Origin of the sequence: Actinokineospora diospyrosa, assembly GCF_024171925.1 — a bacterium.
GTDB lineage: Bacteria > Actinomycetota > Actinomycetes > Mycobacteriales > Pseudonocardiaceae > Actinokineospora > Actinokineospora diospyrosa.
Map to the genome: position 1 here is coordinate 235,158 of NZ_JAMTCO010000001.1, position 22,831 is coordinate 257,988.

A 22,831-nucleotide genomic window follows, 5' to 3' on the forward strand; every position below is an offset into this window, starting at 1 on the left:
CCGGTTTCGCGGCGGTGGGTTACCACGTGGCCGGTTGTGTGCACTCTCCGTGAAGGAGACGACCTGGGGTGCCGCTACCGACGGGTGACGTGGCACCATCTCCGCACGCGCGGGGACCGGGAAGGACGCATCGATGAACAACCGGACCGAACAGATGGACGACCTGCAACTGGTCGCCCTGCCCACCGCTGTCGGGTGCACCGAGATGTTCGTGCGGTTCTCGGCGACCGAGTGGAACCTGCGCCCGATGCGCGACGCCGCCGCCCAAGCGGGCCGGGCACTGGCCGAGGCCGTCGTCGGCGCGGCGGACCCGGGCAACCCCGGCATGCTCACCGCGCGGATCCGGGTCGCCGGACCGGACCTGGTCATCGAGATCGAGACGCCGCGGGTGCTGCGCGTCCCGGCGATCCCGCACGGTCCGCGGGTGGGCGTCACCGAAGTGGGCGCCGGGCGTTATCTGCTGTGGGCGAGCCTCCCGTTGCCGGGCGGCATGAGCGCGTCTTCGGTGCCGCTGCCCCGGCGGCAGCGCAGGCCGTCGCCCGCGGCGGCGATCGAGGCGGCGCGCGACCCGCTCCCGGATGACGGTGATGACGTGATGCAGCGGATCCTGTTCGGCCTGGCCAAGAACCCCCAGGACCGGCACCGCCGCTGACCACGGACGGTTGGGGCACGGGATCGGAGTGAGGATGCGGGGATCGCAGGCCCCTACGTTGGAGGCGGTCGCGCGCGCGGCCGGGGTGTCCCGGTCGACGGTGTCGCGGGTGATCAACAACTTGCCCGGGGTGAGCAAGCGGGCGAAGCTGGCGGTGGACCGGGCCATCGCCGAACTGCGGTACGTGCCCAACCAGGCCGCCCGCAACCTGGTCACCCGGCGGACCAACTCGATCGCGCTGGTCGTCTCCGAGCGCGGCGACCGGGTCTTCAGCGACCCCTTCTTCGCCAAGATCCTGCGCGGCGTCTACGCGGGGATGGCTGGGAGTCGTAGGCAGCTCGTACTGCTGATGGACCAAGACCGCGAAGACGGCGCCTTAGAGGCGTACCTCTGCGGCGGACACGTAGACGGTGCCGTGGTGGTCAGCCTCCACCGCGGTGATCCCCTCCCGGCCCGCCTCGTCGAGGCAGGCTTACCTGTCGTGCTCGTCGGCCGACCACTGGCTGACGTGAAGGTCCCTTACGTCGACTCGGACAACTTCACCGGTGCCGTCACCGCCGCCCGGCACCTCGTCAGCTCCGGTAGGCGCAAGATCGCGACGATCGCCGGTCCGCAAGACATGGCAGCGGGCGTGGACAGGCTCAACGGCTGGCAAGCAGGCATGGTCGAGCCCGCCGACCGCATCGCCCACTCGGACTTCAGCGTCGAGGGCGGCGCCCGCGCGATGGCCGAACTCCTCGACAAATACCCCGACATCGACGGCGTGTTCGCGGCCGCGGACATTATTGCCGTAGGTGCGCTAAGGACCCTCGCCGAACACGGTAAGCGCGTACCCGATGACATAGCGCTAGTCGGCTTCGACGACTCCGTCCTCGCCACCACGACCGCGCCACAACTGACCACGGTCCGCCAGGACGTGGAGGAGTTGGGGCGCACCACCACCTGGCACCTCTTGGCGCAGTTGGCCGGGGAGCAGGTCTTGCCGCCCTCGGTGCTGCTGCCAACGGCGCTGGTGGAGCGCTCGTCAACCTGATCGCAACCGGGCTGCGTACCCAGTTGCCACTTTTCAATACACCGATTACCGGAACTCACCGATAAGAGTGGTATCTGGCGGCCGAGTTGCGCCCTCTTATCTCACGATAAGGTCACGTTCATAACGTCGGTGGGGGTCAAATCCGATGCAACCCCGTGAGGGGGTCGAGCATCTGAGGTGTTGACCCGATACGCCACCGCCAAGGGGGATGACAAGCCATGAGTGAGCCTGCCGATCAGCTGAGCCACCGGGCCCGCGCCATGCTGCGCGCGGTCGCCGAGGGCCGGGGACACCTGGCCAGCGGCAGCGAGCCCGACCTCTACATCGACGGCGTCCCGTGCTGCGACCAGTTCACCGCACACCTGCTCACCCACGACGGCCTGGTCACCGGCCCGCACGGCCGCTTCGGCGAGTTGGTCCCCGCGACCCTCACCGCCGCTGGCTCGGCCGCCCTGGGCACCGCGGTTCTCGCGGCTTGACGTTCGCGGCGCGCCCGTCGGCCGGGTGAAGCACTTCCCCGGCCGCGCACGATCATCACCAGGTGATCGAGCGCGCTGAACCCGACCCGCCGGTGAGCCCGGACCGGACCGGGCTGCCGACCCCGTTGACCAAGCGCTTCCTGGCCACGGTCGCGGTGGCGATCGTCCTGCTGACCGCCGCCGCGATCGGGGCGCTGCTGTGGCTGGGCCGGGGCGGCAACAGCACCGCTCTCGAGGCGGTGAAGATCGGCCTCACCGTCGGCCTCGGTGGCGGCGGCGCGTTCGCGCTCTTCCTGGCTTGGCGACGCCAGCAATCCACCGACATCGCCCTCCAGCAGAAGCGCGACGACCAAGCGCACCAGGACCGCGTCCACGCCCACGAGCGGCAGGTGGCCGTCGATGCTCGCGAGGACGCGAAGGCGCGCCGGATTACGGAGCTGTACACCAAGGCGAGCGACCAACTCGGCTCCGACAAGGCTGCCGTCCGACTTGCAGGCCTCTACGCCCTGGAACGTCTCGCCCAGGACAACGCCGACGACCCACACCTACGCCAGACTGTGGTCAACGTCTGGTGCGCGTACCTCCGCATGCCTTACACCCCGCCTGGCAAGTTGGACGAGGTGGAACGCCGCGAAGCCCTCCAGGAACGCGAGGTCCGACTCGCCGCCCAACGCGTTCTGGCCACCCACCTGCGCCCTGGGTCTGATCTTGACGCCCCTCTCCCGACCTACTGGCCCGCCATCGTCATCGACCTCGCTGGTGCCACCCTCATCAACTTTGACTTCGCTGACTGCCACGTCGCTACTGCCACCTTCATTACCGCCACGTTCACCGGCTCCACCACCTTTCGGAACGCGCGGACCACAGGCACAGTCTCGTTCGATGGAGCGGAGTTCGGCGGGGACGTGTGGTTCCGCGGGATGCGGTTCGGTGGGGACGCGATGTTCATCCGGGCGGTGTTCGACGGGGCCGTGAGCTTCGGTCGGGCGGTGTTCGATGGGTACGCGGGATTCGGTGGAGCGTGGTTCAACGGTGAAGCGGGGTTCGGTGGGGTGCGGTTCGGTGGGGATGCGTGGTTCCGTGAGGCACGGTTCATAACTAACGCGGCGTTCGGCAGAGCGATGGTCCGCATCGTCCCGAAGGGCGCGCTTGGCGGGGCCAAGTCACGTCTGGACCATTGGCCATCGGGGTGGATTGTGGAGGACGTGGCGCGGTCGGTGGATGATCAGGAAGGGGAGTGGATGAGGATAGTCCCGGTCGTGCTTCCGATGGATCCATAGCCACGCGACGGTTGTCTCGGACAGCGTGCTGTCTTGCGCCGAGGCATGATCGCGACCTCGATCATGCCTTGGTTGGCGTGGTCGGCTAGGCGAACAGCGGGCCTGAGGCCAAGTCGGCTCCGGCTTGGGCCCACCACTGGGCTTGGGCGGTTTCGGTCAGGCCGGTCACCAGGACCGAGATGCCCACTTCGCGCACCATCGGGATCAGGCCCAGGGTCGCCCGGGTGAAGAGGGCGTGCGGGTCGGGTTTGGCCAGGCGGCGGACCACGTGTTCGGACATGCGCACGGTCTGGATCGGGAGGTCTTCCAGGCAGGCCAGGTCGCCTCGGCTGCGGCCGAAGCCGGTCAGCACCGAGCGGACGCCGATGTCGACCAGGACGTTGAGGTTCTCCTCGGCGGGCATGTCCGGTGAGCAGAGCGACTGCACCGGCATGCCCAGTTCTAACCGGTCCGCCTCAAGCCCGGTTTCGGCCAGTACTCGCCGCACCACCATGACCAGGTCCGGGTCGGCGGCCTGTTCCGGGGTGAGCTCCAGGTACAGCGCCGAGCACGCGCCCGCGGCGACCTGCGCGGCGTGGTGCAGCACCCAGTGTCCCAAGGGGACACCCAGCCCGGTGTCGCGCAGGATCTGCTCGAGCCGCTCGCTGCCCAGCGTGCCGAACTTGGGGTGCTCCCAGCGCAGCAGCGCCTGCGTGGCGATCCGCGTGTGGTCGGCGAGCGACACCAGCGGCCACAGGTCCAGGTCGAGCTCGCCGTTCTCCCACGCGCCGGGGATGCCAGCGGCGAGGCGGTAGTGCTCGCGGTAGCGCAGGTTCTGCTCCGGGTCGACCATGCACCACTGCCTGCGCCCGTGCAGCTTCAGCCTGCGCCGGGCGATGTCGGTGGCGCGCAGCAGCTCGTCCGGGTCGCTGGTCGGCGAGGGCAGGCTCATCACCGCGATGGTGGCCGACGCCGCGACGCCCTCGCCGTCCACATAGGTCGCTTCGGCGAGCACCTCGTTGATCTCGGCGGCGAAGGTGCCGACGTCGAGGTCGCCGGGGCCGTGCACGAGCATGATCGCGAACTCGTCGCCGGTGAGCCTGGCGACCACGCCGGGGTGCTCGCCGACCACCTCGCGCAGGCGCTTGGCGACCTCGCGCAGCAGGTGGTCGCCCGCGTCCCGGCTGATGCCGTCGTTGATCACCGCGAAGTCGTCGAGGCCGAGGTGGAACACCGACACGTCCGCGCCCGCGCTCAGCGCCTCCTCCAGCCGACCCAGGAACGCCTGCCGGTTGGGCAGGCCGGTGAGCGGGTCGTGCGTGCCCTGGTAGCTGAGCCGGTTCTCCAGCAGGTACAGGTCGGAGATGTCCTCGACCATGGTCACGTGGTGCGCGGGCAGGTCGTCGCGGTCGCGCAGCAGCGACACCCCGATCCGCACCCACGTCGTCTCCCCGTCCGCGCGCACGAACTGGGTCCGCTCGTGCAGCGAGTCGCACACGCCCGCGGCGAGCTCGTCGTAGCGCTCGCGCAGGTACTCGCGCTCCTGCGGGTGGAACAGCTCGTCGATCGAGCCCGGCTCCAGCGTGCCTGGCCGGTGCCCGAGCATCTCCGCGAGCGCCTCGTTGGCCCGCACCGACCCGCCGTCGAGGTCGGAGATCACCATGCCCAGCGCGGAAGTGGTGAACAGCTCCCGGAAGCGGCCCTCGCTGGCGCGCAGGTCGCGCTCGAAGTCGGCCAGCACCAGCGCGTCCGGCGGCCTGCTGGCGACCGCCTCGGCGAACCCGCTCGCCAGCGCCGCGAGCGCTACCGCCGTGGCGTCCACTGTGGTCAGTCGGAGCAGGCCGGAGGCGAGCGCGGACACGCTGACCTCCAGCGACCGGGGGTCGCGGTACCCGGCGGCCACCAGCGCGGCGCCGACCTGCGCCGCGCGCGCCGGGTCGGCCACCACGGTGGCGATCATGTCCTCGAGTTCGCGCGCGGGCATCGCCCGTCCCGCGCTGACGACCGTGGTCAACGCGGCGGCCCACTCGGTGGCCAACTCAAGCCGGTCCACGCCAGAGAAGTCCTCGCCCGCATTCGTTCCGACTCCGAAGTGGCGGCTCCCGGATGTGCTGCCGGGCAGTGCCGCCGGTACTGACTGAGAGGTACCACTTTGCACCCGAACGTGTACCAAGCGCCACCCCATTGGCCCAAGTCAACCGGGAGTTTTCTAGTCCAAACGGGTGGGTTGTCGCGCATCGGCGGCGCTAAGTCGCCGACCCCACGACCGGGGGCGCCCCCGGCGGTCGAGCGCGGTGGGCAGGCGGCAGTGCGGGTTCGGCGTTCACGCCTGGGGGAACCCATCTGGCGGACTCGGCCACGGAGAGCACCTCTGCTTCAGCGATGGTGCCCCTCAGATTACTGACAAACCCCCGCGTCCGAACGGGTCATCCTTGGTCGGGTTCGGTGCACTGAGAGTGATCATCATCTGCCACCTGGCAGATCGCCACCTGGCCTGATGAGGCCACTGTGGACGGTCAGAGCACCAAGCCGCGCAACCGGACCGCGACCACCCCGGCCAGTTCCGCGATCGCGGTCGCCCGCTCGGTCGCCCGGTCGTTGCCCGACCGGTGCCGCAGCTGCGCCAGCACCGCGGCGCGGCTCATCGACTCCGCGCGCAGGACGAACGGGTGCCCGAACCGCTGTTCGTAGATCAGCTCACCGCGGCCGAGGTCCGGCCACCGCTGCCGCACCCTGGCCACCTGCTCGAGCAGCGGCACCACCTCGGGCCAGTCCAGAGTGGCCAGCACCGCCGCGGAGACCTCCTCCACCTCGCCGAGCGAGCGGAACGGCCGTTGCGCCCGCAGTTCCCGGGCCCACCGCGCCGACCCGCAGCAGCGCAGCAGGTCGTCCTCGCCCGCCCGGTTCAGCACCTCAAGCAGCGACGGCATCCCCCCAGTAGACACCCGGCGCCGTCGTGGATCGAGCCCCCCGAGTGCGCCGATCGGCGCCAGGCACCCGCTAATGATCTTGGTGCTCTAGGGTGCTGGTATGCGTGCCGCTGTTGTCGTGCTGTCGGTGGTCGGGGTCGTGCTCGCCGGGTGCGGGTCGGACTCGCCCGACCCGTGGGCCGAAGGTGACGTGCCTGCCGCGGGTGGGAACACCGAGTCCTGTCTGAGCGGGGCCGTGCTGGACGTCCCAGCCGGCTGGCAGGCGAAGCGGCCGGAGAGCTCCTCCGCCAGCGGCAAGGACTTCCGGCTCGACCTCGAGTGCGAGATCGGCACCGGGACCTTCAGCGACGGCGAACTCAAGGTGTACAAGGGATCGGGCGACCCCGAGCCGCGCGAGGTCCTGCGCGACACCATCGACGCGGGCTACGAGCACACCGACGTCGACATCCGCGACGCCACCATCGGCGGCTTCCCGGGGGCGGAGGCCACCTGGCGGGTGGGCGACTACATCGACCGCGCCTTCGTCGTGCGCACCGGCGCCAACCTGGCGGTCCTGGTGCTCGTCGACCGCGCCGACCAGGACAACTACGAGAAGTCGATCCTGCCGGTGTACCTGCTGGCCAAGAAGTCGATCAGGTCGTGACGGCGGGCCCGGCCACCGCGGTGACCGGGCCCCGCGCGCTCACGCGTACGTCTCGCCCTTCTCGGCCTTCGCCACCAGCGACGCGGGCGGCAGGAACCGGTCCCCGTAGGCCGCCGCGAGCTCGCGGGCCCGCGCCACGAACCCGGCTGGCCCGCCCGGGTACCCGTTGATGTACTGGATGATCCCACCGGTCCACGGCGGGAACCCGATGCCGAAGATCGACCCGATGTTCGCGTCCGGCACCGTCCGCAGCACGTTCTCGTCGAAGCACTTCACCGTCTCCAGGACCTCGGCGAAGAGCATCCGCTCCTGCATGTCCACGAACGGGATCTCGGTGCTACCCGAGCCGAACGCCTCGGTCAGCCCCGACCACAGTCCGGTCCGCTTGCCGTCGGTGTACTCGTAGAACCCGGCACCGGCAGACCTGCCCTTGCGGTCGAACTCCACGACCATCCGGTCCAGGACCTCCGTCGCCGGGTGCGCGGGCCACACGCCACCCGCCGCCTCGATGGCCGCGCGTGCTTCGTCGCGGATCTTGCGCGGCAGCGTAAGAGTCAGCTCGTCCAGCAGTTGCAGCGGCGGCGCCGGGTAACCGGCCTGCGAGCCGGCCTGCTCGATCGACGGGATCGCGATGCCCTCGCCGACCATGGCCAGCGCCTCGTTCATGAACGTCCCGATGACCCGGCTCGTGAAGAAGCCGCGGCTGTCGTTCACCACGATCGGCGTCTTCTTGATCTGCAGCGCGTAGTCGAACGCCTTCGCCAGCGCCACGTCCGAGGTCTTCTCGCCGACCACGATCTCCAGCAGCGGCATCTTGTCGACCGGGGAGAAGAAGTGCAGCCCGATGAAGTCTTCCTGCCGCTTCACCCCGTCGGCCAGCCCGGTGATCGGCAGCGTCGAGGTGTTGGACCCCAGCAGCGCGTCCGCCGCCACCAGGTCCTCGACCTCGGCGAACACCTTCTTCTTCAGCTCCGGGCTCTCGAACACGGCCTCCACGACCAGGTCCGCGCCCGCGACGTCGGCGGCGTCCGCGGTCGGGGTGATCCGCGCCAGCACCTCGTCGGCCTTCTCCTGGGTGATCTTGCCCCGGGACACGGCCTTGGCGAGGATGCCCGCCGAGTACGCCTTGCCCTTCTCCGCCGACTCGAGGGTGACGTCCTTGAGCACGACCTCGATCCCGGCCCGCGCGCTGGAGTAGGCGATCCCGGCGCCCATCATGCCCGCGCCGAGCACCGCCACCTTGCGCGCGGTGTACTTCGGCTGTCCGGCGGGACGGCTGTTGCCCTTGTTGATCGCCTGCAGGTCGAAGAAGAACGCCTGCGTCATGTTCTTCGCGACCTGACCCACGGCCAGGTTCACGAAGTACTCGGTCTCGATCCGGGTCGCGGTGTCGAAGTCGACCTGCGCGCCCTCGATCGCCGCCGCGAGGATGTTGCGCGGCGCGGGCATCGGCGCGCCCTTGAGCTGCTTGCGCAGGTTCGCCGGGAACGCGGGCAGGTTCGCCGCGAACTTCGGGTTCGACGGGGTGCCGCCGGGGATCCGGTAGCCCTCGCCGTCCCACGGCTGCTTCGCCTCGGGGTTGGCCTTGATCCACGCCTTGGCCGCCGCGAGCAGCTCCTCCGGCGTCGCCACGAGCTCGTCGACCAGCCCGAGCTCCTTCGCCTTGGCGGGCTTGTGCCGCTGGCCCTGGAGGAGCACGGAGAGCAGCGCGTTCTGGATGCCCAGCAACCGGACCGTGCGCGTGATGCCGCCGCCGCCGGGCAGCAGGCCCAGCGACACCTCGGGCAGGCCGATCTCGCTGCCCTTGACGTCCAGGGCGACCCGGTGGTGGGTGGCCAGCGCGATCTCGTAGCCGCCGCCCAGCGCGGCGCCGTTGATCGCCGCGACCACGGGCTTGCCCAGCAGTTCCAGGCGGCGCATGGCGGACTTCATGTCGTTGACGCGCTTGGTGATCTCGGCGGCGTCCTCCGGGCGGGCCTGGATGAGCTGGTTGAGGTCACCACCCGCGAAGAAGGTCTTCTTGCCGGAGGTGACGACAACACCGGTGATGCCGTCCTTCTCCGCCTCGAGCCGGTCCACGGTCTCGGCGAACGAGGTGCGGAACAGGTCGTTCATGGTGTTGGCGCCCTGGTTCGGGTCGTCCATCGTCAGCGTGACGATGCCGTCGGCGTCGACGTCCCAGCCGATCATGCTCATGGCTCCTCAGACTCGCTCGATGATGGTCGCGACGCCCATGCCGCCGCCGATGCACAGGGTGACCAGGCCGCGCCGGGCGCCGCGCCGCTCCAGCTCGTCGACGACGGTGCCGGTGATCATCGCGCCGGTCGCGCCGAGCGGGTGGCCCATGGCGATCGCGCCGCCGTTGACGTTGATCTTGTCGTGCGGGATGTCCAGGTCCCGGATGAACTTCAGCACCACCGCGGCGAACGCCTCGTTGAGCTCCCAGACGTCGATGTCGTCCGGGGTCAGGCCTGCCAGGCGCAGCGCCTTCTGGGCGGCGGGGGTGGGGCCGGTGAGCATGATGGTCGGCTCGGCGCCGGTCACCGCTGCCGACACGATCCGCGCGCGGGGGGTCAGCCCAGCGGCAGACCCAGCGGACTCGTTGCCGATAAGAACCAGGGCCGAGCCGTCGACGATGCCGGAGGAGTTCGCGGCGGTGTGGACGTGGTCGATCCGCTCCACGTGGTGATAGCGCTGCAGCGCCACGGCGTCGAACCCGCCGAAGTCGCCGATGCCCGCGAAGGACGGCTTGAGCTTGGCGAGGCTCTCGACGGTCGACTCGGGGCGCATGTGCTCGTCGTGGTCGAGCAGCGTGACGCCGTTGCGGTCGCGGACCGGGACGACGGACTTGGCGAAGTACCCGGCCGACCAGGCCGCGGCCGCCCTGCGCTGCGACTCGACGGCGTAGGAGTCGATGTCCTCGCGGGTGAAGCCCTCGGTGGTGGCGATCAGGTCGGCGCTGATGCCCTGCGGCACGAAGTAGGTGTCGTAGTTGGTCTCGGGGTCGTTGAACCAGGCACCGCCGTCGGAGCCCATCGGCACCCGCGACATCGACTCCACGCCGCCGGCGACGATCAGCTGGTTCCAGCCGGAGCGGACCTTCTCGGCGGCGATGTTGACCGCCTCCAGGCCCGACGCGCAGAACCGGTCGATCTGCAGGCCCGCGACGCTGTCGGGCAGGCCAGCGGCCAGGGCGGCGCTGCGGGCGATGACCGAGCCCTGGTCGCCGACCGGGGAGACGACGCCCAGGACGATGTCGTCGATGGTGGCCGGGTCCAGCCCGGGGTGGCGGGCCGTGAGCTCGTGGAGGAGGCCGACGACCAGCGAGATGGGCTTGACCCCGTGCAACGAGCCGTTCTGCTTGCCGCGCCCGCGCGGTGTGCGGATCGCCTCGTAGATGAAGGCTTCGGTACTCACTCTGCCGATCCTCTCTCGAGCTGACTGGCGCTAATCCCCATTAACATACTCACCAGTATCAACTGGTTGTCAACGGTCGGGGTTCCCCCTACCGTTGTAACTCCGCTCTCACCCCGACCCGCTCTGCACCCACTCTGTACCCGCCCCGACCAGCCAGGACCCGCGAGGAGGCCCGATGCCACGGCGCAGCCGCAAGGCCGAACTCGCCGCGGCCGCCGCCGAGCTGTTCGGCAAGCGCGGCTACCACGCGGTCGGCGTGAACGACATCGCCGCGGCGGCGGGGGTGACCGGGCCCGCGCTGTACCGGCACTTCCAGAACAAGCAGGACGTGCTGGGGTTTGTCCTGCTCACCGGCATCGATCGGCTCGCAGAGCGGTTGGCCGAACCGGTCGAGCTGGCCGAGGCCGACCCGGAACGGGCGCTGCGGCCGCTGCTGCTGACCGCCGCCGAGGTCTCGATCGAGCAACGGGCACTTACCTCGCTGTGGCGGTGGCAGGGCAGGCACCTGCACCAAGGTGACCAGAAAGAAATCCGCCGCCGGGTGGGCGCACTGCTCGGGCAGTGGATGACCGGGCTGCGCCGGTTGCGTCCTTCGCTCGACGCGGGGGAGGCCGACCTCTTGTGCTTCGCGGCCCTGAGCGTCTTCGGCAGCGTCGGCGACCACCGGGTAGGACTACCGGCCCAGGAGTTCGCTGAGCTACTGGCGTCCCTTGCTGAGGCTGTTGTCCGTGCGCCTATCGCAGTCGGCGTGGTCGCCCCTGTCTGGCGCGGTGGCCCTGCCCCGACGCGGCGGGAAGAACTGCTGACGTCCGCGACCCGCTTGTTTCGCGAGCGCGGCTTTCCGTCGGTCAGCATGGAGGACATCGGCGCCGCGACCGGTATCGCGGGCCCTAGCGTCTACCGGCACTTCGCTTCCAAGTCCGACATCCTCTTGGCCGCTAGTCGCCGCATGGCCGACCGGCTGCGATGGGGTCTAGAGGACTCATTGTCATCCGCTTCAGATCCGGCTGACGCGCTAAGACGCCTAGCCCGGTCCTACGTCGACACGGTGATGCGGTCGGACGACCTCATCGCCGTGTACACGACACAGCTGATGAACCTGTCCGAGCGCGATGCCAAGGAGCTTCGCGCGTTGCAGCGCGGGTACGTGGCGGAGTGGGTCCGCCTGCTGCGCGAGACCCGACCGATGTCCGAGGCTGCCGCCCGGGTGACCGTGCACGCGGCCCTGACCATCGTGAACGACTTGCCGCGCACCGGGCGACTCGCCGGGCGGCCCGGGTTGGCCGCTGAACTGGCCGGGCTGGTCGCGGCCGTGCTCCGCGCCTGACGGCCCTGTTGGGCGGTTCTGCCACTCGTACAGGTGGTGGTCCTGGCTCGGGGACCTGGGGCGCGCGACGGTGGCTGTGCCGGGTACTCGTCGAAGGAGTCCAAGTGGCGCACACCGTTCGGACCGCTCTGTGCCTTTCCGCCGTGGTGACCCTCTCGTTCGCGGTCGCCCCCGTCGCCGCCGCCGCGCCGGTGTCCGTGCAAGCACCGGTGATCACCGAGGTGTTCCCGCTGAACGGGGCGCTGGACGTGTCCTTCGTCCGCGGCGCGGGGGAGGACCCCGCCGCCAGGGTCGTGCTCACCGCCCAGCCGGGCGGGCGCTCGGTCACCGTCGAGCACGTCAACGCCCCGAACGCGGGGGCCACCCACGGCGTCATCACCGGCCTGGACAACCGCACGGCGTACTCGGTGACCGCGGTGGAGACCAGCTACGGCGCCACTTCACCCAGCTCGGCCCCCTCGGAGTTCGTGGCGCCCAAGCCACCCTCGGAACCCCTGGCGCCCACCATCCACAGCGTCTTCGGCCGCGACCGGAGCCTGCTCGTGCGGTGGAACCCGGCCAACGACGGCGGCTCGCCGGTGACCAAGTACATCGTCATCCTCGAACCGGGGCACGTCCTCGTCAGCACCGCGGGCGGGGTGCGCCAGACCACGGTCACCGGGCTCGCGAACGGCACCGAGTACACCGTGACCGTCCAGGCCAAGAACGACGTCGGGGTCAGCAAGCCGCAGCTGCGCGACAACCGCCCCCGGGTCAAGCCGACCCCGCCGTACGCGCCGAAAGCGGTCACCGACGTCATGGCCGTCCCGGTCGGCACCGACGGCCGCACGGTCGAGGTCAGCTGGGTGCCGCCCAAGGACGACGGCGGAACCCCCATCACCGGCTACCGCGTCGACACGGTCGACAACCACGACACGGTCGACAACCACGGCTCCCCGGGCTCGTTCCGCGTGTCCGGGCGCGACACCACCGAGTTCCGGCTCGTCAACCTCGCCCCGGCGGGCCACTACGCCATCACGGTCACGCCCTTGACCGGGTCGGCCCGCGCGGCTGGTGAACCGAGCGCACCCGTCTCCGCGGGGCCCGCCCTGAGCTACACCGACAATGCCGTCGTGCTGTCCACGGCGACGCTGGCCACGCTGGTCGACTTGAACGGGAGCACGGTCGTGTTCGGCGCGCGGCCGAGCGAGGCGCCCGCGGTCGGCAAGGTCATGGTCATCGGCGCCACCGCGCACTCGCCGACCGGCGCCTTGCGCAAGATCACCGCGATCAGCCAGGACGGCAAGACGTTCACCACCGTGGGCGCGAGCCTCGACGAGGCCATCGACGACGGCGACATGACCATCGCCATCCCGGAGGAGTCTTTCGATGACGTGCGGGTCCAGTCGCAGGTGCCGGGGGCGCGGGTCACGGTCGAGGACTCCGACTACCAGCACTCGGTCAACCTCGGCATCGAACTCAAGGAGGAGAGCAAGGACGGCCGCGTCTCGGCGGGCATCCGCGGCGAGGGGGTCCTGCAGTACACCTTGACGCCGCACATCGAGGCCAAGCTGTGGTTCAGCTGGCTGCGGCCGCGCATGTCGTTCGCCGCCACGACCAGGGTGGCGACCTCGGTGGGGTTCAACCTCGAGGGCAACCTGCACGTGGGCGTGGAGAAGAAGCCCATCGCGAACCTGCGGCTCGGGGCGATCACCATCGGCCCCATCGTGTTCGTGCCGACCCTGACCGTCGAACTGCGTGCCTCCTTCGACGCCTCCGTCACGCTTTCCGTTGCGGCCACCTACGACCAGACCTTCGGCGGCAGGCTCACCTACGACGGGTCGTGGCACGGCCAGAAGCTCGGCACCGACGCCGCGTTCGCGTTCAACCCGACCATGACCGGCTCGATCGAGACCGGGTTCGGCATCGAGGGCAGCTTGGACCTGTTGCTGTTCGGCGTGGTTGGGCCGGGTTTGAGCTTCGAACCGTCGTTCACCCTGCGCGGGGAACCCACCGCGGACCCGTGGGGGACAATCGACCTCACGTTGGCGGCCAAGGTGAAGTTCAGGCTCGACGTCAAGATCGTGTCGCTCGAGTACGAGATGAACCTGTGGAGCAAGACGTTCAACGTGTGGCACTCCAGCGGCCAGTTCCCACTCGTCGCCGTCGACCCACCGGCCACGTTGATCGCGCCCCTCTCGCGGAATGCCGGATCGGTCCAGTTGACGGCTTCTCGGCACCTATCCGGTTGCGCGGGCGACAATCCGCCGACTCGTTGGGAGCTGGCACCGGGCAGCAAGGGCAACGTGAACAGCGCGGGCCGCTATACCGCGCCCAGCGGAAGCGCCCACACCGTCGCCTATGTCGTCGTCAAGCAGAGCGCCACGAGCGGCTGCCCGGCGGCACAAGGAACAGCGGTTGTCCACATTGGATCGCTGGCGCCTGAGCCGCCGCCTGCCGCCACCGCCGTCAAGCTGCCTTCTGGCGATGTCCGGATCGCGTGGACGGCTCCCGCGGGTGCTGTCACCGGGTACGTACTGGTGGTGTCAGACCCGAACGAGGAGAGCCCCCTGCCGTACGTCCTCGGTCGCGCGGGCACCACGAGCATCACCGTGCCCGCCGCATCGGTCGACGCACTGGGGCTGGGCCGGGAGAGCTTGATCAGCATCGCCGCGGTGAACCCCAGCGGAACCAGCTCATTCAGCGTCAAGCCTGCTGTGTGGTCGTGACCACCGGTGTAGTTTTGTTGGGTGGCACGAGAACTGGCGGTGGCGCCTGCCGGGTTGAAGCCGGTGATGGGGGACAGCGGGTGGCCGGTGTTGGGTCACACGGTCGGGTTGTTGCGGCACGGGGTGGAGTACCAACTCCGGCGGTACCGGGAGTTCGGGCCGGTGTCGTGGGCGAACGTGTTCGGCACCAAGATGGTCGCCGCCGTCGGGCCGGAGGCGGCGCGGGAGGTGTTCGTCAACAAGGACAAGGCGTTCTCCCAGGACGGGTGGGCGTACTTCCTGGAGAAGTTCTTCCCGCGCGGGCTGATGCTGCTCGACTTCGACGAGCACCTGTTCCACCGGCGGCTCATGCAAGAGGCCTTCACCGCCGCGCGCGTCAGTGGCTACATGGCCCGGGTCGCCGAGGTCGTTCGGCGGGAAACGCCGTCCTGGCCCGAGCAACTGGACGTCTACCCGGCGCTCAAGGCCCTGACCTTGGACGTCGCCGCCGAGGTCTTCACCGGTGAACCCAGCGACCCCGTGCTGAACGAGGCGTTCGTGGGTGTCGTGCGCGCGGGCACCTCGATCGTCCGCTTCCCCGTCCCCGGCGGCCGGTGGTCAGCGGGCCTCCGCGGCCGACGGCGCCTGGAGGAGTACTTCCGCGCAGGCGCAAGTTCCCCGCGGTCCGGCGACGACCTGTTCACCGCCCTCTGCCACGCCCGCCTCGAAGACGGCTCCGCCTTCAGCACCGAGGACGTCGTCAACCACATGATCTTCCTGATGATGGCCGCCCACGACACCGCCACCATCACCACGACCGCCGCGCTCTACCACCTCGGCCTGCACCCCGAGTGGCAGGAACAAGCCCGCGCCGAGGCCCGCTCAGTCGGTTCCGGCCCCTTGTCCGTTGCCGACCTCGACCGGCTCGAGGTGCTCGACATGGTCATCCGCGAATCCCTGCGCCTGGTCACCCCGGTCCCCTCCCCAGCCCGCCGCGCCATCGCCGACACGGAGATCCAGGGCCACTTCGTCCCCGCCGGAACCATGGTCTCGGTGACGTTGTGGCTCAACCACCTGCTCCCCGAATACTGGCCGGATCCCCACCGCTTCGACCCGCTCCGGTTCTCCCGGGAGATCCCCCGGTACAACTGGCTGCCGTTCGGGGCGGGCGCGCACAAGTGCATCGGCCTGCGGTTCGGGATGTACGAGGTGAAAACCCTGCTGCACCAGTTGTTGCTGACCCGCCGCTGGGAACTACCCCCCAACTACCGAACCCGCTGGGACCCGACCGCCCTGCCGATCCCGGTGGACAACCTCCCTATGACCCTCACCCGAATTCCTTGAGTGCCTGCCCGAGGGTCGTACGCTGACCGTGCTGGGAATCGACGCCCGAGGTGAACCCTTCGCCCACACCTACCGCGGAAAGGCAGCCAGGTGACTGATCCGGTCCTGCACCACGGGCAGATCGTGGTGGATCAGCTGCCGCCGCGATTCGACCTGGTCGCCGCCGTTCGTGCCCACCACGACGCGGGGGTCGCGATCGGGTGGATGTGGGACCTTGTCGCTCACCCCCGGGCGGACGTCGACGAGCACCCAGCGCTCACGGTCGGTGTGAACAACGGCATCGGCATCCTGGAGTGGAACGACGGCCAGAAGAGCCACGTCCCGGCCACCGGCACGCACCCGGACTGGAGCGAGTACTGGATCGCCGGACTGCACCCCGGTGACGTACCCCCGAACGCCCACGTCCCACTCGACACCGCCTACGCGGCGATCGCCGAGTTCGTTGTCACCCGGACCCGCCCAACCTGTGTCGCCTGAGTCGAGGCCGCGACGCTCTTGTCGCGGTTCGACTGAGTGAACCCAACCGGCATCTCCGCGTAACGCGGGTTGTGCGGTCGACGTCGGGTCCGGTCACGTCTCGCTGAACGAGCACATGCGTTGCGCCTCCCGGATGTCGGGAGGTTTGGTGGGGACGCGGACCCGGTCCCCACCGACACCCCTCAGGCGGCCTGGGAGTACTGGGCGGCGGCGGTTTGGATGCTGGTGACAAACTGTGACAGGGCGCCTGCCTCGACGATCAGGTGGAAGCCGTCGGCTCGGTTGCCGAAGCGGAATTGGACCTCGGTCTTGGTCACCTCACAGCTGATTTCGGCGCCGGGGCGGATGGTGGCGTACACGTCGATGTCTGGATTGCGCGTCACGGGGGATACCCTTCACTATTTGCCACACAACGCGGCCATTCCGCGTCGGGCCACCGAAACTAGGGCGTTGCCCACCGTGACAGAAACCCCCAGGGAGGACGGTCGTGCCCAACGGCAACCACAAGCCCGCGTCGCCCAAGGACCGCGCGTTGGGCGCGGAACTCAGGACGATCCGCAACGCCGCAGGTCTCAGCCTCGCGGCGGTGTGCCAAGTGCTCGAGTGGAAGGAGTCGACGCTGAGCAGGCTCGAGCGGGGGCTCCGCAGCCTTTCACCCGAAACGGTGACGGCGCTGGCGGTGGTCTACGGCCTGCCCGGCAAGCGACGTGACAGGCTGGTCGCCTGGGCCAAGGAAGTGCCCTCCCTCGGTTGGTGGGATCGGCCCACCCCGGGCGTTCCCAGTGATCTCGGCGCGCTCGCGTCGTATGAGAACGAGGCCACGCACAGGATCGACTGGAGTCCCGGCATCGTTCCTGGTCTCCTCCAGAGCCCTGCCTACATTGAAGCCGTCATGCGGGAAAGTGGGATTCCGGAGCGCGACATCCCAGCTCGTGTGGACGCGCGCCGCGCTCGCCAGCGGGTGCTCCTCGCGGGAGAGGCCGACTACACCGCCTTGATCGGCGAGTCGGCGATCCGAAACCCCCTGTGCTCAGGCGAGTCCTTGGTCACCCAGTTGCGCCATATCGTTCGGCTGAGCCAGAACGCCCGCATGTCCATCCGGGTTGTCGATCAGCCCACCTCGCAGTCGATGTCCGGGTGGTACCTGATGCAGTTCGCCCAGGGGAGGCCAGTAGTCCACATCGAACACTTCAAGTCGGCCACATACCTCTTCGATGAAGAGGCGACACCCTACATCTCGCTCAAGCGGGCCATCGAGAAAGTAGCTCTGAGTGCCCAGGACACGAGGGATATGCTCGAACGTGAGATCGAGCGTGCTCTTGGAGGTTGAGTTGCGACAGGTAACCCTGCGGTTCAAGAAGTCCAGCCGGTCTGGCTCCCACACGAACTGCGTGGAGGTGGCCCACACCCTGTCCCACCTCCGCGACAGCAAGAACCCCCAGGGCCCCGTCCTCACCGGCGACGTCCGCGCCCTGCTCCGGTCCCTCCGGTGACCCTCGACATGGTCATGGGGCGCCAGTTGGTGTGCCCGGAGTGCGGCTCCCGCGACGACCACACGATCCAGTTCCACTTCGGGTACTGCCGCGTGCACGAGTACGAGGTCGGCGACAAGATCATCTGGGGCAGCTCCTTCGAGAACGGTGAGCCTGGGCACCGTCTCGTGGTCACCCACGGCACCACCATCACCGCCTGCTCCGATAATCCCGACTGCCCCGGCCCATCCGTCCCCGGCTGTGACGCGGACTCCTTCGACATCTTCATCGAAGAGGACGTCATCACGCACGTGCGCTGGGCCACCGGCGAGTTCCGCTTCTACGCGGAGCCCTACCGCAACGACTCCCACTTCTTCGTCCTGGACGACTACCCGCCCGGTCTCAGGCCCAGAAACGAACGCGACACCCAGCCGGGGCCTGTGGTGTCATCGCCGCATGGGGATGTACAGCACCGTTCGTGTGCACCAGATCGAGTGCCCGAGGTGCGGGACCAGGAGTGACCTCGGGGTGCAGTTCTACTTCGGCGGCTGCGCCCTGGAGGTCTTCGAGATCGGTGACAAGATCACCTGGGGCCAGTACGACCTCGGCGAGCCGGGCCACCGGCTCGTGGTGACCGAAGGCCTCGGCGCGCCGTGCCCCGGCTGCGGCGGCCCCCACGCACCCCCACCCGTCTACGACCCCGGCACCTTCGACATCTTCATCGAGGACGACGTCATCACCCACGCCCGCTGGTCCGACGGCGAGTTCCCCTTCCAGTTGGAACCCTGGCGCAGCGACTCCCTCTTCTTCGTCCTCGACGACTACCCACCAAGTATGGGGAACTGGCGCGACAGTCCGCCGTGAGCCGTGCTGTGATCCCGCACGGGGATGTGCAGCCGTGTGCCTACCTGCGGCTCAGCCTGTCCGCGCGGTGCCCTGTTCGCCGTCCTCGACGACTATCCGCCGAGCGTCAAAGTGTTCCTCTGCAGCGGAAACGATCGCGACAGCCCCTCCTGAGCTGTGGTGTGATTGCCAGATGGGGATGTTCAGCAGTGTGCGCCTGCACCAGGTCTCGTGCCCGAAGTGCGGTGCCAAGAGCGACCACTGGGTTCAGTTCTACTTCGGTGGCTGTGGCTTGGAGGTGTTCAAGATCGGCGACAAGATCACCTGGGGTCTGCACGACCGCGGCGAGCCGGGCCACCGGCTCATCGTGACCAGGGGCTTGGGCGATCCGTGCCCCGGTTGTGGCGGTCCTTACGCGTCCTCCCCGAACCACGGGCCCGATCTCTTCGACGTCTTCATCGAGGACGACGTCATCACCCATGCCCGCTGGTCTGAGGACGAGTTTGGCCTGGAACTCGGCCCGATCCGGGCCGATACCCTCTTCGCTGTACTCGATGGCTACCCGCCTGGCATCAAGGTCGGAAACGAGCACGACCACCGGTCGTGAGTCGTGGTGTGATCGCCGCATGGGGATGTTCAGCTACGTGCGCCTGCACCAGATCGAGTGCCCGAAGTGCGGCGTTCGCAGCGACCACGACGTGCAGTTCTACTTCGGTGGCTGCGATCTGGAGACCTTCGAGGTCGGCGACAGGATCACCTGGGACGGGCACGACCGGGGCGAGCCTGGCCATCGCCTGGTGGTGACCGACGGTTGGGGCGACGCCTGCCCTGGCTGTGGCGGTCCCTATGCGCCCCCGCCGATCTGTGACCCGGCGCTGTTCGACGTCTTCATCGAGGATGACGTCATCACTCACGTTCGTTGGTCTGAGGAAGAGTTCGACCTGCAATCCGGCCCCTTCCGCGCTAACGCCCTCTTTGCGGTCCTCGACGACTACCCGCCCAGCGTCAAGGCGGTTCTCAATTCCGGAAATCTTCGCGACAGCCGGTCGTGAGTCGTGGTGTGATCGCCGCATGGGGATGTTCAGCTTTGTGCGTCTGCATCAGATCGTGTGCCCGAAATGCGGTGTCCGTAGCGATCACGAGGTGCAGTTCTACTTCGGTGGCTGCGATCTGGAGACCTTGGAGGTCGGTGACAAGATCACCTGGAACAGGCACGACCGGGGCGAGCCAGGTCACCGCCTGGTGGTGACCGACGGTTGGGGTGGTGACTGCCCTGGTTGCGGCGGCCCCTATGCCCCGCCGCCCATCTGCGACCCCGGGCAGTTCGACGTCTTCATCGAGGACGACGTCATCACCCACGTGCAGTGGGCGACGGGCGAGTTCGACTACGAGAGGGACGCTCACCCCGATCCCAACTCCGAGTACATCCTCCTCGACGACTACCCGCCAAGTGTCAAAGCGTTCCTCAATAACGCCCGCGACAACCGCTCGTGAATTGTGGTGGGATTACCGCATGTTCAGCCAAGTGCTTGTACGCCAGATCGAGTGCCCGAAGTGTGGTGTCAAGAGCGACACTTGGGTCCAGTTCCACTTCGGGTTCTGCCGCGTGCAGGATTTCGAGGTTGGCGACAAAATCAGTTGGCAGGAGGACGGCAACGGAGGGGAGCCGGGGCATCGGCTTGTGGTCACGCAGGGCTGGGGCGACGGGTGCCCTGGTTGCGGTGGTCCCTATGCGCCGCCGCCTGTCTGTGACCCTGGGCAGTTCGACATCTTCGTCGAAGAGGACGTCATCACGCACGCTCAGTGGGCGACCGGCGAGTTCGACTACGAGAGGGACGCTCATCCCGACTACAGCTGCCAGTACATCCTCCTCGACGACTACCCGCCCTACATGTGGCCCAGTCTCCGCCACGGCAAGCGGGCCGTGAAATGACAAAGGTGGGCTCCCCGCGAACGGGGAGCCCACCCTGGCGTCAGGCCCTTACTTCAGGCCGTTGTCCACCGCCGTCATAAGAGCGCCCGGGTCACCGGACATCTCCCACGCCATCACACCCAGCAGCTTCTTCTGCTTCAGCCAGGTGATCTTCTGCTGGATCGACCAAGCGTCGTCGAAGGTCCACCATTGGCCGTTCGTGCCGCCCGTGTGGCAGGCGGTCGCGATAGAGGCTGTGTCGTGGTAGATGGTGCAGTTGGGCACGCTAGCGAGCAGGTTGCTGTACCCGCGTGTGCCTGCCTCTTCCGCGAACTGGCCAGGTGCCGCACCTGTCGCGGACTGCCATTCGCCCTTCTTACCGTTGTCGGGCACGCCCTGCCAGCCTCGGCCGTAGAACGCTAGACCCAATGTCAGCTTTCTCGGGTTGGCGCCCTTGTCGGTGTAGGCCTTGATGGCACCTTCAACGCTGAACTTGTTGTTGTACGGGTCTTCCGCGTCCGGGTAGAGGTTGCCCTGGTGGCCGGTGCGGTTGGGCTCCCACGAGTTGTCGCTGCCGGAGCCGTGGAAGTCGTAGCCCTGCACGTTCGCGACGTCCAGGTAGTCGAAGATCTTCGGGACGTCCCAGCCGGCCTGGACCTTGCCCGGGTCAGCGGGGGTGAACGCCTGGAGCTCGTACCTCTTACCCGTGGTCTTGCTCTTAGCGTCCAACTGCTCGCGGAACTCCTTGAGCAGCGCGGTCAGGTTGTCCTTGTCGTTGGGCGACCAGTGGTTGCCCGGGTGACCGTCAGCGCTACCGGGCCACTCCCAGTCGATGTCGATACCGTCGAAGATGCCTGCTGCGGTGCCAGGGCCACCCGCGCCGCCGTAGGCCTTGATGTTGCCGTTGATGTACGTGTCGATGCAGGAGGACACGAACTTCTTGCGGGAAGCGTCGGTGGCGGCCACGTCGGAGAAGTACTTCGAGTAGGTCCACCCGCCGAGGGAGATCAGGATCTTGATGTTCGGGTACTTCACCTTGAGCTTCTTGAGCTGGTTGAAGTTACCGCGCAGCGTCTCCCACCCGGTGTCGCCGACACCGTCGACCGACTGGCCCGCGGAGAACGGGCGCGAGTAGTCGGCCTCGGCGTCGCCTGCGCCGTCACCCTGGCTCGGGTCCTGCGGGTTGGCCGTGGTGCCCTTGGTGACGCCGGTGAGGCAGGTCAGGTTGACCGGGTCGATGTTGCCGAACGCGTAGAGCAGGTGGGTCAGCTTCGCCGCGGCCCCGTTGGTGACGAGGTTCTTGACGAAGAACTGCCTGCCGTAGATGCCCCACTGCACGAAGTACCCGATGCGGGCGTACCCGTCGACGATGTCCTTCGTGGTAGCGGAAACAGCACCGCTCTGAGCCGACGCGTTGTCGAAGCCGTCCCGTGCGCGCACGGTGAAGCTGTACGCGGTGGAGGGCGATAGGCCGGTCACCTTGGCCGTAGTGGTGGTCACGGTGGGGCCTGCGGCGCCGTTGACGTAGATGTCGTAGGCGACAACACCGGTGTTGTCCGTAGAGGCGTTCCAGGCGAGGGACACGCTGCCGGAGTCGGTCGCGGTGGAGCGCAGACCGCCGGGCACCGTAGGAGCCTGGGTGTCGTCGGACGGGTTGTTGGTCGTAACCGTCAACGGCGTGCTTGCCGCCGACGACAGACCGTTCGTGTCCTTCGCCTTCACGGTGAACGTGTAGGCCGTGTTCGGCGTAAGGTCCTTGACGCTCGCCGTCAGGTCGGGCGTCGTGGCGACAAGGGCCGTGCCCTGGTAGAGCTCGTAGTTCGCGACCGGCAGCGAGCCGATCACCGAGGCGTCCCAGGCAAGCGTGATGGTCTTGGTCGTCTTCACCGTCGCGCGCAGGTTCGCCGGGGCAGCGGGCGGGGTGTCAGGAGTGCCATCGCAGTTGCCGTTGTCGACCCGGCACTTGCTCGGCGTCGCGGTGGTGCTCAACCGGAACGACGGGCTGTACGGGTAGGTGGAGCGACCCGGCTGGATCGTGTTGATGTAGTACGCCGGGGTGAGGGTCACGCGGGTACCGGTCTGGCTCACGGTCGCGTTGGCATTCGCGGTCGCGGTGACCCCCGCGGGCAACTCGAACTGGATGGACCAGCCGGTGACGGCGGCACTGCCGGAGTTGGTGACGGTGTACTCGCCACTGGTACCGGTCAACACGAGCGCGGCGCGCAGCGAGCCAGCCGCGGAGGCCGGTTGGTTCACGACGATCAGTGCGGAGGCGGCCAGCAGGAGGCTCGCCGCCACGGTGGACAAACGACGAAGAGTACGTCTCATGGGGTGGCTCCAGGGGATGACGGAGTAG

At 68.4% G+C, this 22,831-nt stretch carries 23 protein-coding genes; 17 read left to right on the plus strand and 6 right to left on the minus strand.

Going from position 1 to position 22,831, the window contains the following annotated elements; translation table 11 throughout:
- Positions 1 to 133 precede the first annotated feature (133 nt).
- From LV75_RS01025 to LV75_RS35355, 4 genes are all read left to right on the plus strand, one after another.
- Positions 134 to 652 (plus strand): ATP-binding protein, encoded by a 519-nt coding sequence (locus LV75_RS01025; protein WP_253884642.1) that lies wholly within the window; start codon positions 134 to 136, stop codon positions 650 to 652.
- 34 nt (positions 653 to 686) lie between these two features.
- Positions 687 to 1,685 (plus strand): LacI family DNA-binding transcriptional regulator, encoded by a 999-nt coding sequence (locus tag LV75_RS01030; protein WP_253884643.1) that lies wholly within the window; start codon positions 687 to 689, stop codon positions 1,683 to 1,685.
- 218 nt (positions 1,686 to 1,903) lie between these two features.
- Positions 1,904 to 2,164, plus strand: coding sequence for a hypothetical protein (locus LV75_RS01035; RefSeq protein WP_253884644.1), 261 nt, complete (start codon positions 1,904 to 1,906; stop codon positions 2,162 to 2,164).
- 155 nt (positions 2,165 to 2,319) lie between these two features.
- On the plus strand, positions 2,320 to 3,444 hold the full coding sequence (locus LV75_RS35355) for a pentapeptide repeat-containing protein (RefSeq protein WP_253884645.1): 1,125 nt from the start codon (positions 2,320 to 2,322) through the stop codon (positions 3,442 to 3,444).
- A gap of 85 nt (positions 3,445 to 3,529) precedes the next feature.
- Here the strand turns inward: LV75_RS35355 and LV75_RS01045 are convergent, their stop codons facing one another.
- Entirely contained in the window at positions 3,530 to 5,476 is a 1,947-nt protein-coding gene (locus LV75_RS01045) for an EAL domain-containing protein (protein WP_253884646.1), read from the minus strand.
- A 463-nt stretch (positions 5,477 to 5,939) separates the two neighbouring features.
- Complete coding sequence (locus tag LV75_RS01050) at positions 5,940 to 6,353, minus strand: 2-oxo-4-hydroxy-4-carboxy-5-ureidoimidazoline decarboxylase (RefSeq protein ID WP_253884647.1); 414 nt, start codon at positions 6,351 to 6,353, stop codon at positions 5,940 to 5,942.
- A 100-nt stretch (positions 6,354 to 6,453) separates the two neighbouring features.
- Here LV75_RS01050 and LV75_RS01055 point away from each other — a divergent pair, with 100 nt between their 5' ends.
- Positions 6,454 to 6,996 (plus strand): lipoprotein, encoded by a 543-nt coding sequence (locus LV75_RS01055; RefSeq protein WP_253884648.1) that lies wholly within the window; start codon positions 6,454 to 6,456, stop codon positions 6,994 to 6,996.
- Between the two features lie 39 nt (positions 6,997 to 7,035).
- Here the strand turns inward: LV75_RS01055 and LV75_RS01060 are convergent, their stop codons facing one another.
- Both LV75_RS01060 and LV75_RS01065 read right to left on the minus strand, forming a co-directional pair.
- Positions 7,036 to 9,186, minus strand: a complete 2,151-nt coding sequence (locus LV75_RS01060; protein ID WP_372504124.1) for a 3-hydroxyacyl-CoA dehydrogenase NAD-binding domain-containing protein — start codon at positions 9,184 to 9,186, stop codon at positions 7,036 to 7,038.
- 12 nt (positions 9,187 to 9,198) lie between these two features.
- On the minus strand, positions 9,199 to 10,413 hold the full coding sequence (locus LV75_RS01065; protein WP_253884650.1) for an acetyl-CoA C-acetyltransferase: 1,215 nt from the start codon (positions 10,411 to 10,413) through the stop codon (positions 9,199 to 9,201).
- Positions 10,414 to 10,588: 175 nt separating this feature from the next.
- Between LV75_RS01065 and LV75_RS01070 the strand changes: the two genes are divergently transcribed.
- From LV75_RS01070 to LV75_RS01085, 4 genes are all read left to right on the plus strand, one after another.
- Positions 10,589 to 11,740, plus strand: a complete 1,152-nt coding sequence (locus LV75_RS01070) for a TetR/AcrR family transcriptional regulator (protein ID WP_253884651.1) — start codon at positions 10,589 to 10,591, stop codon at positions 11,738 to 11,740.
- A gap of 104 nt (positions 11,741 to 11,844) precedes the next feature.
- Complete coding sequence (locus LV75_RS01075) at positions 11,845 to 14,448, plus strand: fibronectin type III domain-containing protein (RefSeq protein WP_253884652.1); 2,604 nt, start codon at positions 11,845 to 11,847, stop codon at positions 14,446 to 14,448.
- Positions 14,449 to 14,469: 21 nt separating this feature from the next.
- A complete protein-coding gene (locus tag LV75_RS01080) occupies positions 14,470 to 15,771 on the plus strand; it encodes a cytochrome P450 (protein WP_253884653.1) in 1,302 nt (433 codons plus the stop codon).
- 90 nt (positions 15,772 to 15,861) lie between these two features.
- The gene (locus tag LV75_RS01085; protein WP_253884654.1) at positions 15,862 to 16,248 is read left to right on the plus strand and encodes an Imm1 family immunity protein; all 387 of its coding nucleotides are present in this window, start codon (positions 15,862 to 15,864) and stop codon (positions 16,246 to 16,248) included.
- Positions 16,249 to 16,430: 182 nt separating this feature from the next.
- Here LV75_RS01085 and LV75_RS01090 read toward each other — a convergent pair whose 3' ends face one another.
- Positions 16,431 to 16,631 carry a hypothetical protein gene (locus LV75_RS01090; RefSeq protein WP_253884655.1) on the minus strand — a complete coding sequence of 67 codons (201 nt, stop codon included), beginning with the start codon at positions 16,629 to 16,631 and terminating at the stop codon, positions 16,431 to 16,433.
- Between the two features lie 104 nt (positions 16,632 to 16,735).
- Here LV75_RS01090 and LV75_RS01095 point away from each other — a divergent pair, with 104 nt between their 5' ends.
- From LV75_RS01095 to LV75_RS01130, 8 genes are all read left to right on the plus strand, one after another.
- Positions 16,736 to 17,578, plus strand: a complete 843-nt coding sequence (locus LV75_RS01095; protein ID WP_253884656.1) for a helix-turn-helix domain-containing protein — start codon at positions 16,736 to 16,738, stop codon at positions 17,576 to 17,578.
- Entirely contained in the window at positions 17,562 to 17,741 is a 180-nt protein-coding gene (locus LV75_RS34680; RefSeq protein WP_308210820.1) for a DUF397 domain-containing protein, read from the plus strand. The genes LV75_RS01095 and LV75_RS34680 overlap by 17 nt, the downstream gene beginning before the upstream one ends.
- Positions 17,738 to 18,241, plus strand: a complete 504-nt coding sequence (locus tag LV75_RS01105; protein WP_253884657.1) for a hypothetical protein — start codon at positions 17,738 to 17,740, stop codon at positions 18,239 to 18,241. Before LV75_RS34680 ends, LV75_RS01105 begins: the two co-directional genes overlap by 4 nt.
- A 7-nt stretch (positions 18,242 to 18,248) precedes the next feature.
- Complete coding sequence (locus LV75_RS01110; protein WP_253884658.1) at positions 18,249 to 18,584, plus strand: hypothetical protein; 336 nt, start codon at positions 18,249 to 18,251, stop codon at positions 18,582 to 18,584.
- Positions 18,585 to 18,756: 172 nt separating this feature from the next.
- Complete coding sequence (locus LV75_RS01115) at positions 18,757 to 19,170, plus strand: hypothetical protein (RefSeq protein ID WP_253884659.1); 414 nt, start codon at positions 18,757 to 18,759, stop codon at positions 19,168 to 19,170.
- A 19-nt stretch (positions 19,171 to 19,189) separates the two neighbouring features.
- Entirely contained in the window at positions 19,190 to 19,615 is a 426-nt protein-coding gene (locus LV75_RS01120; RefSeq protein WP_253884660.1) for a hypothetical protein, read from the plus strand.
- Positions 19,616 to 19,634: 19 nt separating this feature from the next.
- Positions 19,635 to 20,057, plus strand: coding sequence for a hypothetical protein (locus LV75_RS01125; protein ID WP_253884661.1), 423 nt, complete (start codon positions 19,635 to 19,637; stop codon positions 20,055 to 20,057).
- Positions 20,058 to 20,076: 19 nt separating this feature from the next.
- Entirely contained in the window at positions 20,077 to 20,496 is a 420-nt protein-coding gene (locus LV75_RS01130; protein WP_253884662.1) for a hypothetical protein, read from the plus strand.
- Positions 20,497 to 20,544: 48 nt separating this feature from the next.
- On the opposite strand, the gene LV75_RS01135 is transcribed toward LV75_RS01130, so the two are convergent.
- On the minus strand, positions 20,545 to 22,782 hold the full coding sequence (locus tag LV75_RS01135; protein ID WP_253884663.1) for a glycosyl hydrolase family 18 protein: 2,238 nt from the start codon (positions 22,780 to 22,782) through the stop codon (positions 20,545 to 20,547).
- Positions 22,783 to 22,831 lie beyond the last annotated feature (49 nt).